This window comes from Paenibacillus sp. H1-7, assembly GCF_022354825.1.
Lineage (GTDB): Bacteria > Bacillota > Bacilli > Paenibacillales > NBRC-103111 > Paenibacillus_S.
The window spans coordinates 28,274-43,486 of record NZ_CP031168.1; the positions used below are offsets into that span (position 1 = coordinate 28,274).

Consider the following 15,213-nt stretch of genomic DNA (forward strand, 5'->3'; position numbering starts at 1 on the left):
AACAGATAATGGTTCATGAAAAGAGTGCAGTGAGGCCGGAATATCCGAGACCGCAGTTCGTTAGAGGCGAATGGTTGAACTTGAACGGGGAGTGGGGCTTCCGTTTTGACGACGGCAACGTAGGAGAGCAGCAGCAGTGGTATGCCGGGTCCGTGATGGACCGGAGCATTATCGTTCCGTTCACCTATGAGAGCAAAGCAAGCGGGATAGGGGAGGAAGCTCATCACAGCCACGTATGGTATCAGAAAAAGGTGAAGCTTCCTGCAAATCAGAAGGGGAAACGGGTGATCCTTCATTTTCAGGCGGCCGACTACTTGGCTAAAGTATGGGTGAACGGCCGGTTTATCGGTAGTCATGAAGGCGGGTATACGGCCTTTTCGTTTGATATTACGCAAGCCCTTCGCAACGATACAGACGAGCAAAGCATTGTGGTTAAAGCCGAGGACACCATGAGCTGCTATCAGCCAAGGGGCAAGCAGAGGTGGAAGGAAGAAAACTACGGCTGCTGGTATACGCAAACGACCGGTATATGGCAAACGGTGTGGCTGGAGTTCGTCAACGACGCCTGCATTGCCGATGTCAAAATAACGCCGGATATCGATACTCGTTCCGTCCGGTTCCAATACAGCGTTCAAGGCTCGGAAGGGCGCAGCCTTCGCATCGAGACGGCGGTTACATTTCAAGGGAAGCCGGTGAAGCAGATATCCGCTCTGGTGGACCGCGAATCAGTCAGCTTAAGCGTCGACATAGCAAGCGAAATCCACGAATGGAGAGTCATGCTATGGCAGCCGGGTCATCCGAACCTGTATGACGTCGAGTTCGTCCTATATGAAGGCGGCCGGGAGCTGGACCGGGTCTCCTCGTATTTCGGCATGAGAAAAATCTCGATCGAGAACGGAACGATCTATCTGAATAACCGGCCGCTGTACCAGCGGTTGCTGCTCGATCAAGGATATTGGCCTGACAGCCTGCTGACGCCGCCCTCCGAGGAGGCGATCATCGAGGATATCGACAAAACGCTGGAGATGGGCTTCAACGGCGTGAGGAAGCATCAGAAGATCGAGGACGCGAGATTTCTGTACTGGTGCGACCGCAAAGGGCTGCTCGTCTGGTCCGAGATGGCCGCCACTTACGAGTACTCGGATGAAGCGGTAAGCCGTTTTACGAAGGAATGGACCGATATCGTCCGGCAGCAGTACAACCATCCTTGCATTGTGACATGGGTGCCGTTCAACGAATCGTGGGGAGTTCCCAATATTTATACCGACCGGAAGCAGCAGGCGTTTACGGAGGCGGTCTATCATTTGACGAAGTCGCTGGATACGACGAGACCGGTTGTCGTGAACGACGGCTGGGAGCATACCGTGTCGGACATTCTCACGCTGCATGATTACGAGGAGTTCGGCGAGAGGTTCGCCTCGCGCTACGCCGACAAGGAGCCGCTCGTGAGCAATGAGCGCTCGTTCAGCAATCATAGGCTGGCCTTCGCTCAAGGATACGCCTACCGGGGGCAGCCGATCATCATAAGCGAATATGGAGGCATCGCCTTCAAGAACGAATCCGGCTGGGGCTACGGCAGCATGGTTCAGTCGGAGGAGCAGTTTTTGAAACGGTACCGGGAGATTACGCAAGCGATCAAGAACGTACCGTATGTTTGCGGCTATTGCTATACGCAGACGACCGATGTTCAGCAGGAGATCAACGGATTGCTGACGGAGGACCGCAAGCCGAAAATCGAATTGAGCAAGATTCGAGCTATCAATCTGGAGTAGTTTGGACTTCCTTGTTTGCATGGATAGACCTGGCGTATCTTTTGCGCCGGGTCTTTTTTGCGTGGAGCTGCGGTATCCGGGGTAATCCACAGGCGGCGGAGCAGCGATCCGCTGGCTGCATCATGAAAGTTTCACAGGCTGGAACGGTTGGCATCGGCCAAAATCGTCAATACTGGGGAAGGTAGAGGCACGTTGGTGCTTGCTATAAGGATTTCTTAAGTCAGATGGGAGTTGCGGAATTTATGAAAGCAATAGAATGGCTGGTCAAGCTCGTATTGACCGCTTTGATTACGTCGGCGGTCTGTATTGCATCCACCTTTTGGGCTGTGAGCACTTATGCGGATCTGATATTGACGCAATATAATTTAAAATCGGCGGTTAGCGCTGCGCCCGGCTGGTCGCAATTCGTGGCACACCTCGGCAGCACGGCCTCCGGCTTGTTCGGCCAAGGGACGGGCGGGACCGGCGGTCAGCAGGCTGCCGGTACGAATACGGTGCCGGCGGACCGGTCCGTCGCCGGAGCCATCGATTCTTCGGGCGGCCCTGCGGATCCGCTCCGGCCGTCCGAGACGGGAGCTGCCGGCGGCAGCTCTACGGGAACCGACGCTTCCACGAACCAAGGAAGCGGGTCTTCCACCGGCAAAAAGCCGCCGGAGGATGCGGTTGCCGTATTCGGCCACCAAAGCGGACAGGAAAGCGGCTCGGGCATCAGCAAGGACGCGGTGGCCGGAAGCGGGGCAAGCTCGGGAGCCGGGTCGTCGGCAGCGGAGGAAAGCAAGCGGATCGTCGTGTCCGGAGAGGAATTTACCAAGAAGAAGGATCAGCTGTCGGGCGACGAGAAGAACAAAATTTTCAACATGCTCGTAACGCGGGTTCCGCAAGCGGAAATGCAGACGATATCCCGTTTGATGGAGGACGGCATTACAGCGGCGGAGCTCAAGCAGATCGAGCAGCTGCTGCAAACGTATTTGAAGCCGGAGGAATATTCTCAGCTTCTTAGCATGATTAAGACGACAGGCTGATGAGATCGGCCGATGAGGGAATATGGCTGTGATGGCACCGGGTTATCAGATGATCACTTAACGAACAAGTTAGGGAGTAAGGAAGCAGCACAGAGAGTACAGAGTAGAACAAGAGAGGGAATGGGTGTAGGGTGGAGGAGCGGCAGTGTCCGCCTTTGAAGTCGTGAACTACCGCGACAAGCTATCATTCAAAGGAACACGACTTCAACAAGCGGCCGGAATCCCACGCCCCATTCCCTTCCCACGCATACACGTACAAATTTAGACATGGACCTAGCCGCAGGCTAGGTTTTTTTACTTTAATAGAATTTATAAGATACTGATGTCATGGTTCCTTACCTCTGGCCCCCGTAGCGGGCCAATGTATCCTCGGCTTGGCGAAAGCGTGATGATTCGACAACGACCTGAAGAATATGATGATCATGATGCTCTTCTGCAGAAGACATGCCTAATGCAGCGGAAGCTCCAGGTAGTTCCCCCAGTTCTGTCTGACCGGCGGAGTACAGCTGAATATCGATGGCTCCTTGCTCTCGCAATGCGCTCGCAGCGCGGTCCATATCCTCCCGATTTTTGAAAAATGCCGTTATGTTTTCCATGGATTGACTTCACACCCCTGCCACGAAACCCCGGCAATCGAAACCAGAGCCCGTGAATAATGTTGAAAAATGAAGACGAACTGTGGTAAATTGATTAAGAAGGTCGTCTTACGTGGTTATTGTCTCTAATTCAGGTGTTTTTATGTATTTTTCGTAGAAAACGGCTTAAAGGAGTAGAACATGACAGTTTTCAGAGGAACGGGTTGGATGAAGGAGCTGCTGGACAAGTCCAAGCAGAAGCTTTCGCAAATCCGCACGCAAAAAGTGACTGCCGACACGGAAGTCAGCCTAGCTACCGAAGAACAACAGATGGAAGCTTCTGCACATAAAGCTAAGGATATTCTTTTACATAAATGGACTCTTGCTAAAACTATATCCGCATTGGGCGTTATAGCTGCAGTCGTTTGGGGTGGCCATACCTATGTGCACACCGGCTTGAAGAACGTATATCATGTCTCGGTGAACGGGCAGGAAGTAGGAACCGTCAAGGATACGGCGGAAGTAGAGCAATTGAAGCAAATGAAAGCCAAGGAATTGGCTGCCTCCAGTCAGGAAGTCCGGATGAAGGTCAAGGAGCCCGAGGTCACGTTTCAGGTTGAAAAGGTTTTCATGGAGGAGACGAACGACAAGGACGTCTTGAACCGCGTCGCCAGCGCCATTACCGCTTATCCGGTAGGAACGGAGCTGAGCGTAGACGGCAAATCCATGGGAATCGTCAAGGATGAGCAAACGGCAGAACAGCTGCTCGAATCGATTAAAGACACCGCGCTGGAGAATAAGAAGGAAGCCAAGGTTCGCGTGTTGTCCGCCTCTGCTGCACCGCCTGCCCAAGTAGTGGAATTGGAAAAGGTAGAGTTCGTGCAAAAGGTAGAGCTGAAGGAAATCGAAATTCAGCCTCAGGACGTAATGGATCCGGCGGAGCTGAAGAAGAAGCTGGAAACGGGCGATGTGCAGCCTACGAAATATACGGTGGAAAAAGGCGACTGCGTCTCCTGCATCGCGAAGAAGCTGGATATTCCGAAGCAGGTCATCTATCAAAACAACCCTTGGATCAGCGACGATATGATCAAGGTCGGCCAGCAGCTGGATTTGACGGTGCTGCAGCCGAAGCTCGCCGTTCGGACGGTCGAGAAGGTAGCGGAGTCTCAAGAGATTCAGTACGAGACGGAATACGAGAAGGACGACAGCATGCGGGCGGGAACGTCCCAGACTATTAAGGAAGGCAAGAACGGCATGAAAAAAGTCATGATTCAGGTCACGAAGGTGAACGGTCTCATGACGGATGAAACGGTTCTGAACGAGGAAATCATCGAGGAGCCGGTGAAAGCCGTCGTTCGCAAAGGAACGAAGGTAATCAAGGGCGAAGGGACAGGCAAGTTCGCTTGGCCGGTCGTATCGTCGAGCATCAGCAGTACGTTCGGTACCCGATGGGGAGCGTTCCACAAGGGCATCGACTTGACGTCGCCGAACAAAAACATTTTGGCTTCAGATAACGGCAAAGTGGTCTTTGCAGGCGTGAAGAGCGGGTACGGCAATGCGGTCATTATAGACCATATGAACGGCTACAAGACGCTGTACGGGCATTTGAGCAAGATTGACACCTCAACCGGCAAAATCGTCGAGAAGGGCGAGAAAATCGGTCTGATGGGAAGCACCGGGGATTCGACAGGCGTGCATTTGCATTTCGAGGTTCAGCAAAGCGACGCACCGCAAAACCCTCTGAAGTTCCTAAATCGTTAGCACTTATTTCGTTGAAAATCATTCTTCATAGATCTTAATAGAGAGGCATGGAAGAAGCAGGAAAGCTGCTTGTCCATGTCTCTTTTTGCTTCAAGGTGTGGTAAGATAGAAGCATGGGTTTGTCTGGATTTTCTGTTGCTTAAATACAAGACTAGTTTCTTCATAGGCGGTGATCGTAAGGATGGCGAAAATACTCGTTGTCGATGATGAACAACCGATTGCGGATATATTGAAGTTTAATTTGGAGAAGGAAGGCCACGAGGTTATATGCGCCTACGACGGCGGGGCGGCTGTGGAGCTTGCCTTCAACGAGGAGCCGGATCTGATTCTGCTCGATCTGATGCTTCCCGTTAAGGACGGGATGGATGTGTGCCGGGAGGTGCGCGTGCGTCTGAACACGCCGATTATTATGCTCACGGCCAAGGACAACGAAATCGACAAGGTGCTAGGGCTCGAGCTGGGCGCCGACGATTACGTCACGAAGCCGTTCGGTACGAGAGAGCTGCTAGCCCGCGTGAAGGCTCATTTGCGGCGTCAGACGAAGGCGGCTAATCCTGCCCCTTCCGAGCCGGAGAAAAGGCAGGGAATACGAATCCAGGGGCTCTTTATCGACTCCGACATGTATGTGGTCTATAAAGATGAGGTTCCTTTGGATTTGACGCACCGTGAGTTCGAGCTGGTGCAATATTTGGCCAAAAACAGCGGCAAGGTGATGACCCGGGAGCATTTGCTGCAGGCGGTATGGGGCTTCGAATATTACGGCGACGTGCGTACGGTCGATGTGACGATTCGCCGGCTGCGCGAGAAAATTGAGGACGATCCGAGCCGGCCTGAATATATTTTGACACGGAGAGGGCTTGGCTACATGATGCGCAATCCGAAAAGCGGAGGCTTCTGACGCATGAAAGGACTTCGTTTCTTTCAATCGATCCAGGCGAAGGTCATTATCATTTATGTGCTGCTGATTCTAATCGCCATGCAGCTGATCGGAGTCTACTTCGTCCGGACGCTGGAGAGCTACTTCAAGAACGATTTCATCGAATCGCATAACATTCAGGCGGAGCTGCTCACCCAATGGGTGGAAAAGTACTTAAATGAGGAAACGAAGCTGGGGGATACGAAGAAAACGTATGCCGAGATGAATGATGTCGTGAACAAGCTGTTCGCCAACAGCAGCGCCGAAATTCAGGTGATAGACGCCAACGGCTTTGTCCTGACGACTTCGATGGCAAGCCACCAGGCGATTATCGGGCAAAAAAATACGCAGACGGAAGTCAACCGCGCTCTGCAGGGGATTAAAGATAACCAGCGGATGTTCACCGACTTTGACGGCGTCCGCAAAATGATTATTACGAAGCCGGTCGGATCCGGCGTTAAGGTGAACGGTGCGATTTACATTATCGCTTCGATGGAAGAGCTGTACAGCACGATGAACAGGATCAACCAGTTTCTGATTACGGGAACGATGATCGCTCTCGGCTTGACGGCCGGTCTCGGCGTCGTGCTGTCGGCTACGATAACGAGCCCGATCAAGGCGATTACGCGGCAGGCGACGGCGGTTGCCGAAGGGCGTTTTAACGAAAAGGTCGCTGTCTTCGGGAAGGACGAGATCGGACAGCTGGGGCAGACGTTTAATTTTATGATGGAGCGCTTGCGGGATGCTTTGTCATTGAATGAGGAAGAGAAGGAGAAGCTCGCCTCGATCTTGTCGAATATGAATGACGGCCTGATCGCAACCGACGATGACGGACGTGTTATTGTAGTCAACCGCCGGGCGAAGCAAATATTGGAGCTGACCGAGGACGACATCGTCGGGCGGACGCTTCCCGAGGTGCTGGGCATCACACGTGAAACGATGAAGGAGCTGCAATCGGGCGACGATCCGATGATGATGCTGCAGTTTTATCATGAAGGGGAAGAGGAGCATCTGTCGGTCAGAGTGACCTTTACAACCGTTTACAGTAAGGAAAAGGGCTCTGCCAGTACGATTGCGATGCTGCAGGATGTGACGGATCAAGAGAAGCTGGAGGAAGCCCGCAGAGAGTTCGTGGCCAACGTGTCGCATGAGCTCCGGACGCCTCTGACCACGATCAAGAGCTATCTGGAGGCGCTGGAAGACGGAGCGCTGGAGGAGCCTCAGCTCGCCGGCAAATTCGTTAACGTGACCCGCAACGAGACGGAGCGGATGATCCGGCTTGTTACCGATTTGCTGCAATTGTCCCGGCTTGATTCGAAGCAGGCTATCATAGGCAGAGAGATCACGGACGTAGCAGAAATGCTGGAGGAAGTCGCGGACCGGTTCGCGTTCCAGCTGGAGCAGCGGGAAATCGCGATTGAAGTGAAGGTTGACCCTGAAGTGGCGGAAATTATGCTGGACCGCGACCGAATCGACCAGGTGCTGGACAATCTGGTGTCCAACGCGATCAAGTACACGCCTGATGGAGGTCATATTACGTTGATGGCGCGGCGTCTTGACATGAAGCAGCTGGAGGTTTCGGTGCAGGATACCGGAATCGGCATTCCGAAGAAGGATTTGAGCCGCATCTTCGAAAGGTTCTATCGCGTCGACAAAGCTCGATCCCGCAACATGGGCGGGACAGGGCTAGGTTTGTCGATTGCCCGGGAAATAGTGCGGGCTCATGGCGGAACTATAGGATTGGAGTCGGAATTTGGCCAAGGAACGAAGGTAACCTTCACGCTTCCATATACGATGGAGGAGGCTGCAGGATGATTGAAAAGGTGAAAACCGGTCTGTTGGTGATGCTGGTTGCGGTTAGTTTGATGCAAAGCTATTTTCTTTCCTACAGCTCGCCGAAGTTCGATCCGTTGGAGCAGCAGGATTATGTGAAGACCGATCCAATCGGCACGCAGGCCAAGCTGGAGGATTTGCTGTTCCCCGACCAAGTGGTCCTTCATATGGGCAATCAGGTTCATACGGTGCTGTACCCGAATACGGCTCCTTACAATCAGGTGCTGGATAGCGTGAAGCAGAGAACGTTGTCGGGCTTCCGCAAAACGACGGTCTCCGCCCTGAATATGAACGTGGAAGAGGTTCGCGGCAAGCAGCAGGGTATTGAAGTGGTGTTTCGCGACGGCATTCCCATAAGTGTGCTGCATCGGGTCATGCAGATGAAGGGCGACCTCCCGCTGGACAACGATACGATTACACGCATCTGGATAATTGCCAGAGAGGCCAAGGACGAGGTTCGCACTATTCTGTTCACCGATACGGCCAGCACGGTGTATGAGGTGCAGAAGGCGGACATTTCGGCCAAAGATATCGAGCGGCTCATGGCGATAGAAGGAACGGTGCCATATAAAGCGGTCGAAGGCGACTATTACTTGCCTACCAAGCCGGTTTCCTTTCCCGGCTATTCGTTCGGATTTTCGCAATTTACGGTGGATCAATTGAAGCGAAGCTTTTTCGTCGATCCGGCCATTACCCGGAATCTATCCGAGCGCGACGGTACGGAGATTTATACCGATGCCAAAAGAGGACTTCAGCTGAAGAACGACGAGCGCTGGCTCATTTATTCCGACCCGGTGGCGTCAGTGGACGCGAAGATTGATGTGGAGGAAAATCTGCTGTCGGCTGTGCAGTTCGTTAATCAGCATGGCGGCTGGAACGGCCAGTATACAGTGCAGAAGGTGCCCCAGCGGCTGCTGCCCGTTAATCAGGCGTTCATTTTCCGGCAATATTACGGCTCGCTTCCCATCATCAACCAGCGCAACGACAACATCGGTTTCATCAAGATGGTGCTGCAAAAAGGTGTCGTATCGAGCTATGAGCGGTCGATGATTATTCCGGAGCCGCAAAGCGCAACCAGTAAAGAAGTCGCGATGCTCTTCGGTGATGCGCTGGACGCGAAGCTGAATCAGTACGCGAAGAAGAGCGCCGTCATTTCGGTATTTCCCGGCTATCGCCCGACTGTAGGGGTGGGGGAAGACCGGATGCGTCTGGACCCGTCTTGGGTTGTGGAGCTTAGGGATGGGACTTACGAATTTTTGGAGTAGAGGGGCTTTCTGAAGGAAAGCCTGGAACCCTAAAGTGCAGGAAATTTTCTACCTCTCATTCGGTGATATATCTCCCTCCGGCCGCTGTTGAAACCCGTGAACTTGCTGATTAGATGTAATGGTAGCTTCACGGGTTTCAAAGGCGGACGCTAGCGCTCCTCCGGGAGATACACCACCTGCTTAAGCGCAAATTTTCAGAGAAATTTTACGACAGTAGGCTTTCCTATAAAAAGCCTGGTGGAGGAGTAAGGGGCTGGCTTTCCTGGTAGGGAAAGCGCGCGGATACAGAAAAGATCAGTACATGCTTACGAAGAAGCCCACAGGAGGTGAAGTCCATGGATTGGAGCCGGGCCAAAACGATATTAATCTTATCCTTTTTTCTGCTGAATCTGGTGCTCGGCTACCAGCTGTGGACGACCCGATCCGATCTGCTCGAGTTCGACGCCAGTACAGCGAGCGCAGCGGAAGAATTACAGAGGCTGATCAAGAGCAAAAACATACAAATATCGGCGGAGCTGCCGACCGAAGTGCCAAGGCTTAAGGAGATCGTAGTCCAATTCGATGAGAAGCTGACGTCAGATAAGGAGATTACGCTGGAAACGCCTTTTAAATACAGTCCGCTGCTGAGCAAAGGGGCACCGAGAGATGCGGCCGCCCGGGCGGCAATACCGAATATGGATAAATACCAGTACGATCCGGTGCTTAGCGCCAATGGGACGTATATGTTTCATGAGATGTTCGGGTCGTTTCCGATGTTCGAGGTAAGGCTCGAATTAAAGGAGCAGAACGGATTGATCACTTCCTACAAGCAAAGCTATGCAGAAGTGAAGTCGGAGAACGAGCAGAAGGAACAGAAAGTCATTTCCTCCTACACGGTACTTCGCAGTCTAATAGATAATTATCTCCCGTCCGGAACGGTCATCAGCAGCATTAAGCTCGGGTATCACGGGCAAACATTCGATTCGCAGACGATGTTTCTCGTTCCTTACTGGCGGGTTGTATGCAACGGAGATATTTATTACGTGCACGCGTTGAACGGGGCGGTCGATCCGCCGCAAAGAAACAAGAAGTAGCAGGCAGTGATGCAGGTTTTTGAAGATAGGAGTTTGAGCTATGGGAATTCGTTTTAGCGTATTATCGAGTGGTTCCACGGGGAACGCGATGGTAGTGGCGACGGAGGACGGCAAAGTATTGATCGACGCCGGTCTCAGCGCCAAAAAGATAGATCAGCTTTTGAAGGAAAAAGATATGAGCGCAGCAGATCTCGATGCGATTCTCGTAACCCACGAGCATGCCGACCATATCAAGGGATTAGGCGCAGTCGCGCGTAAGTACGATTTGCCGGTGTATGCCAATGAGAAGACATGGGAAGAGCTGAACCGGCATATCGGAGAGATCGCCGATGACAAGCGGTGCGTTATGGAAACCGGTGAGGTGCGCAATTTCGGATCGCTCCAGGTGGAGTCTTACGGTATTTCCCATGATGCGGCGGAGCCGGTGGGGTACTGCTTTTACCATGAGGATCAGAAGCTCAGTCTCGCAACCGATCTCGGCTATATGAGCTCCAAGGTGAAGGAGAAAATTCAGGACAGCGACGTGCTCGTATTGGAGTCCAATCATGATATCGAGATGCTTCGAATGGGTAAATATCCTTGGAACATCAAACGACGTATTTTGAGCGATCTCGGGCACTTATCGAACGAAGCGGCGGGAAGCGGCCTGGTCGATGTCATGACGCCGAAGACGAAGCGGGTGTACTTGGCTCACTTGAGCCGCGATCATAATCTGATGGATTTGGCCAGGCTGACCGTGAATAATATGGTAGAAGACCGGCTGCAGCCTGACGACCATCGGGCTCGTCTGATGGATACATATTATGATCGCGCTACAGAGTGGGATCGGTTGGAAGAGGACGAGTAGACTCCTCCGATACGGGTTCGGGTGTATAGGCGGCGTCCAGATGGGCCGACATGGCGGCTATGTCTCGGGCGGTAATAATGCCTTTTTCCACCAGCACTTCGATCAGAGCACTTACTAACAGGGCGTTTTGGTAATGGGCGTTTTTGAGGTCGGCCAGCTTGGCGATGAAATCTACTTGCTCCAAATGGTTGGTAATCCGATTCATAGGCTTCGGCATCCTTTCCGGGAACGGGGTTATACTCTTATTCTAGTCTTTCGGTTATGAAAACATTCCTTTTTCTTTTTAAAAGTTTTGAAGAATGCTAGAGGCGGCTCTGCAAAGTGTGCAGAGGAGGGAGCGGGAAGCGATGAGTCTGTTCGATGATGATTTTTATTCCACGAAGGTGTCCCGGTGGGATGGATGGTCTCCGTCAACCGGAGAGAAGAGCTGGAAAATCCATGGTTTGCAAAAGTACCCCTGGCTGCTGCCGGCACTGGGCGGTGCGGCTGTTATGCTCGTGCTCGTGCTTCTGTTTGGAGGAGGGAACGGTTCCGTTGATTCGGCGGCGGTAGCGGTTTCTTCTACAGGCTCAGGGAGCCTCTCTCCGGGCAATGGTCCGGACGGTCAGCAGGCTGCCAGCGATTCGGCGGTGCTCGCGGCGGAAAAGATCGGCCCTACGGTCATCAGCATTATCGCTTCGAACAAGGAGACGGACAAAGAAGTGATCCGCGGAGCGGTAGGCTTAGGCTCGGGCGTCATGTTCCAAAAAGCGGGCGATAAAGTGCGTATCGTAACGAACAATCACGTTGTGGAAGGCTTCAGCCAACTGGACGTCGTCACCGCGTCGGGAGAGCGCAAGCAGGCAACACTGCTGGGACGCGATCAGATGACCGATCTTGCCGTTCTGGAGATTGACGGAAGCGGCGTGAAGCAGGTGGCGGAGTTCGGCAACTCCGACGTGCTGAAGGCCGGAGAAACGGCTATCGCCATAGGCAACCCGTTGGGACTGGGCTATGCGCCGACGATAACCAAGGGCATTATCAGCTGGCCGAAACGGACGATTCCGGTTTCTCTCGGGCAGCAGGGCGAGTACGATTGGGAGATGGACGTGATCCAGACGGATGCGGCCATTAACCAGGGCAACAGCGGCGGTGCGCTGGTCAATTTGGAAGGCAAAGTCGTCGGTATCAACACTTTGAAAGTGGCTGATACGGGCGTGGAAGGGCTCGGCTTCGCTATCCCGATCAACGCCGCCAAGCCGATCATTGATACGTTGATTAAAGATAAGAAGATCAAACGGCCTTATTTGGGTGTCGTGACGCAAAATTTGCAATCTTTTAAAGGGACGGAAGTATTAAAGCTGCCTTCCGGTGTGAAAACTGGTATTATAGTTATTGAAGCTACGGGGCCTGCCAAGGATGCAGGACTTAAGACGAACGATGTCATTGTGGAGCTGGACAGCAAGCCGGTGGACAGTACACTGGAGCTGAGGAAGTACATTTATTCGCAGAAAAATATAGGCGACAAAATCAACGTTACTTATTATCGCGCAGGGAAAAAGGCTACCGCCGCCCTGACGATGGGCGAGCTGCCGGATAGGTAACCTATTTTAGAGCGTAGAGCAGAGTGGGGTCTCGATATGTATGTAGTTTGCAAGGAGCATTTGGAGCTGGCAATCGATCAATTCGTCGACGAATACGAGGATGCGCCGGATATCGTCGATTTGGAGGAGACACGCTTCCCGGCTTGGGAGCCGCCCGCCCATTGCGAGCGCTGCATGGAAAAGGCGCGGTTTTTGGTTGTGTAAGTTGGAAAAGAGGGCTGCGCGCGCAGGTAGGGGCGCGGCCTTCTTTTTTTGTTGGCTGAGATGATGGCTGGAGCAGGGTTATGGGGATAGGGGGGACTTGGTGGATCGTGCTGTGATGGTAGGCACGTGTCCGCTGGGTAGTTAGCCTAATTGGCTCCCACACAGGATAAGAACCATAGCTTGATAGATTAGATGAAAAGGATGGTAGCATTTCATGCAAATACAGATAGTAGCGGTAGGCAAGTTGAAGGAATCGTATCTGGTGCAGGGGATCGCAGAGTATGTGAAGCGCCTTGGGCCCTATGCCAAGGTGCAGATCAGCGAGGTGCCTGACGAGAAGGCACCGGAGGCCATGAGCGCCGCGGAGGAGGCGCAGGTGCGGCAGCGCGAGGGCGAACGTATCCTCGCGCAAATCAAGGGCGACGCCTACGTGGTGGCGCTCGCCCTTGACGGCAAGCCGCTATCGAGCGAGGAGCTCGCGCGGCATGTAGAAGGCCTCGCCACGTACGGGCGCAGCCACGTGGCGTTTGTGATCGGGGGCTCGCTAGGGCTGGCCCCCGCGGTGCTGGAGCGCGCCGAACTGAAGCTGTCGTTCGGGCGCATGACTTTGCCGCACCAGTTGATGCGGCTGGTGCTGGTGGAGCAGATTTATCGGGCGTTTAAGATTATTAGGAAGGAACCGTATCATAAGTGACGGTGAAAAATTTGGGTCTTGCTCAAACTTTGCTGGGAGCCCAGAGAGCAAGTAATTGATTTAAACGTATAGTTCAATTAGGCGTAGGTTCAGCAATGAGTTACCATTACATTTCATTTAGATTAATACTCTACTAAATGGTAATAATGATGTAATATAAGATTGAGTACATTTGTTCTTATAGATGTGGAGTGAATAGTATGATTACTGGAGATATTAAGAGCAAAGTTGATCGTATTTGGGAAATTTTTTGGACCGGGGGAGTAACTAATCCGTTAACAGTAATAGAGCAATTTTCATATCTTTTGTTTATTAGAGAACTCGACAGCCTACAAAATAAATTAGAGTACAAAGCGAAAAAACAAAAAAAGAAATTATTAAAGCCTATTTTTGAAAAAGAAAATTACCACCTGAGATGGTCCGTTTTTATCAAGTTTACTCCAATAGAGATGTACAACGTTGTCAAAGAAGAGGTGTTTCCGTTTATAAGGACTCTGAATGTTAAAACCACTAATCTTGGAACGTTTTTTAGAAATGCAGTTCTGGTTATACCGAATGAAACTTTATTACGGCGCATCATAGAAGGAATAAATGTTTTAATGGAAGATATACCACCTCAAAATAAGGATATGCTAGGTGATTTATATGAGTATTTGTTATCAAAATTACAAACTTCAGGAACAAATGGTCAATTTAGAACACCTCGTCATATTGTTAAATTAATGGTAGAACTCATCAAGCCAGATCTAGGTGACACTGTAGTTGATCCTGCGGTCGGTTCCGCTGGCTTTTTGGTAGAGGCAATGCAGTATATTGCTAGTCGTAAAAGAGGTAACTTAAAAACTGTTCGTTATATTGGTTTCGATACAGATGAGACTATGCTTAGAGTTGGAGCAATGAATATGTTTCTCCACGGAATCGAAAACCCAGAGTTATTGCAATTGAATAGTATATCGAATGAGAACAATGCAGAAGAGTTATGTACAATTGTTTTGGCTAATCCTCCCTTTAAAGGATATATTGATGAGGCTAGCATCTCTGATAGTTTAATGAATTTTGTCAAGACAAAGAAGACGGAACTTCTGTTTTTAATGTTGATTTTACGTTTGCTGAAAAAAGGTGGTCGCTGTGCTGTTATTGTACCGGACGGTGTCTTATTTGGGTCGTCCAAAGCAAATCAGAATGTTAGAAAATGTATCGTTGAACAGCATAAGCTAGAGGCAATAATATCAATGCCTTCAGGAGTATTTAAGCCTTATGCAGGGGTTTCAACAGCAATAATGATCTTTACAAAGACAAATATTGGAGGAACGGAGCATGTCTGGTTCTATGATATGAGAGCAGATGGCTTTTCCCTAGATGATAAAAGAAAGCAGCTAAACTTATCGAGACATGAAGAAAATAATTTACCGGATATTATCAATAGATTCCACCAGTTAAATAAGGAAGTGGAAAATAAACGATCAGATCAATCCTTCCTTGTTCCAGTAAGCGAAATTCGCGACCAAGATTATAATTTGAGCATTAAGCAGTACATGACCATTGTTCATAAAGAAGTGCAGAAGATCGACTCACTTAAGATTATTGATGAGCTGAAATTATTGGATAAAAACTTCAGATCAGAATTGGCGGAACTGGAAGCTCTTCTTAATACCGATAAAAAGTAGG

At 51.2% G+C, this 15,213-nt stretch carries 14 protein-coding genes; 12 read left to right on the forward strand and 2 right to left on the reverse strand.

Going from position 1 to position 15,213, the window contains the following annotated elements; all coding sequences use genetic code 11:
• The first annotated feature begins 8 nt into the window (after positions 1-8).
• A complete protein-coding gene (locus DVH26_RS00175; RefSeq protein ID WP_239630595.1) occupies positions 9-1,772 on the forward strand; it encodes a glycoside hydrolase family 2 protein in 1,764 nt (587 codons plus the stop codon).
• A 242-nt stretch (positions 1,773-2,014) separates the two neighbouring features.
• On the forward strand, positions 2,015-2,794 hold the full coding sequence (locus tag DVH26_RS00180) for a hypothetical protein (protein ID WP_239630596.1): 780 nt from the start codon (positions 2,015-2,017) through the stop codon (positions 2,792-2,794).
• 335 nt (positions 2,795-3,129) lie between these two features.
• Here DVH26_RS00180 and DVH26_RS00185 read toward each other — a convergent pair whose 3' ends face one another.
• On the reverse strand, positions 3,130-3,390 hold the full coding sequence (locus tag DVH26_RS00185; RefSeq protein WP_239630597.1) for a hypothetical protein: 261 nt from the start codon (positions 3,388-3,390) through the stop codon (positions 3,130-3,132).
• Between the two features lie 180 nt (positions 3,391-3,570).
• On the opposite strand from DVH26_RS00185, the gene DVH26_RS00190 reads away from it, so the two are divergent.
• From DVH26_RS00190 to DVH26_RS00215, 6 genes are all read left to right on the forward strand, one after another.
• Positions 3,571-5,130, forward strand: coding sequence for a M23 family metallopeptidase (locus DVH26_RS00190; protein ID WP_239630598.1), 1,560 nt, complete (start codon positions 3,571-3,573; stop codon positions 5,128-5,130).
• Positions 5,131-5,311: 181 nt separating this feature from the next.
• The gene (gene yycF, locus DVH26_RS00195; protein WP_239630599.1) at positions 5,312-6,028 is read left to right on the forward strand and encodes a response regulator YycF; all 717 of its coding nucleotides are present in this window, start codon (positions 5,312-5,314) and stop codon (positions 6,026-6,028) included.
• Positions 6,029-6,106: 78 nt separating this feature from the next.
• Entirely contained in the window at positions 6,107-7,861 is a 1,755-nt protein-coding gene (gene walK, locus DVH26_RS00200) for a cell wall metabolism sensor histidine kinase WalK (RefSeq protein ID WP_481857632.1), read from the forward strand.
• A complete protein-coding gene (locus tag DVH26_RS00205) occupies positions 7,858-9,144 on the forward strand; it encodes a YycH family regulatory protein (RefSeq protein ID WP_239630601.1) in 1,287 nt (428 codons plus the stop codon). Before walK ends, DVH26_RS00205 begins: the two co-directional genes overlap by 4 nt.
• A 335-nt stretch (positions 9,145-9,479) precedes the next feature.
• The gene (gene yycI, locus DVH26_RS00210) at positions 9,480-10,217 is read left to right on the forward strand and encodes a two-component system regulatory protein YycI (protein WP_239630602.1); all 738 of its coding nucleotides are present in this window, start codon (positions 9,480-9,482) and stop codon (positions 10,215-10,217) included.
• Between the two features lie 40 nt (positions 10,218-10,257).
• Positions 10,258-11,064 (forward strand): MBL fold metallo-hydrolase, encoded by an 807-nt coding sequence (locus DVH26_RS00215; RefSeq protein WP_239630603.1) that lies wholly within the window; start codon positions 10,258-10,260, stop codon positions 11,062-11,064.
• On the opposite strand, the gene DVH26_RS00220 is transcribed toward DVH26_RS00215, so the two are convergent.
• The gene (locus DVH26_RS00220) at positions 11,030-11,269 is read right to left on the reverse strand and encodes a hypothetical protein (protein ID WP_239630604.1); all 240 of its coding nucleotides are present in this window, start codon (positions 11,267-11,269) and stop codon (positions 11,030-11,032) included. The genes DVH26_RS00215 and DVH26_RS00220 overlap by 35 nt on opposite strands.
• Before the next feature lie 142 nt (positions 11,270-11,411).
• On the opposite strand from DVH26_RS00220, the gene DVH26_RS00225 reads away from it, so the two are divergent.
• The 4 genes from DVH26_RS00225 (at position 11,412) to DVH26_RS00240 (ending at position 15,212) form a co-directional block, all read left to right on the forward strand.
• On the forward strand, positions 11,412-12,647 hold the full coding sequence (locus tag DVH26_RS00225; RefSeq protein WP_239630605.1) for a S1C family serine protease: 1,236 nt from the start codon (positions 11,412-11,414) through the stop codon (positions 12,645-12,647).
• Between the two features lie 36 nt (positions 12,648-12,683).
• A complete protein-coding gene (locus tag DVH26_RS00230) occupies positions 12,684-12,851 on the forward strand; it encodes a CxxH/CxxC protein (protein ID WP_239630606.1) in 168 nt (55 codons plus the stop codon).
• 214 nt (positions 12,852-13,065) lie between these two features.
• Positions 13,066-13,545 (forward strand): 23S rRNA (pseudouridine(1915)-N(3))-methyltransferase RlmH, encoded by a 480-nt coding sequence (rlmH, locus tag DVH26_RS00235; RefSeq protein WP_239630607.1) that lies wholly within the window; start codon positions 13,066-13,068, stop codon positions 13,543-13,545.
• Positions 13,546-13,745: 200 nt separating this feature from the next.
• A complete protein-coding gene (locus tag DVH26_RS00240; RefSeq protein WP_239630608.1) occupies positions 13,746-15,212 on the forward strand; it encodes a class I SAM-dependent DNA methyltransferase in 1,467 nt (488 codons plus the stop codon).
• Position 15,213 lies beyond the last annotated feature (1 nt).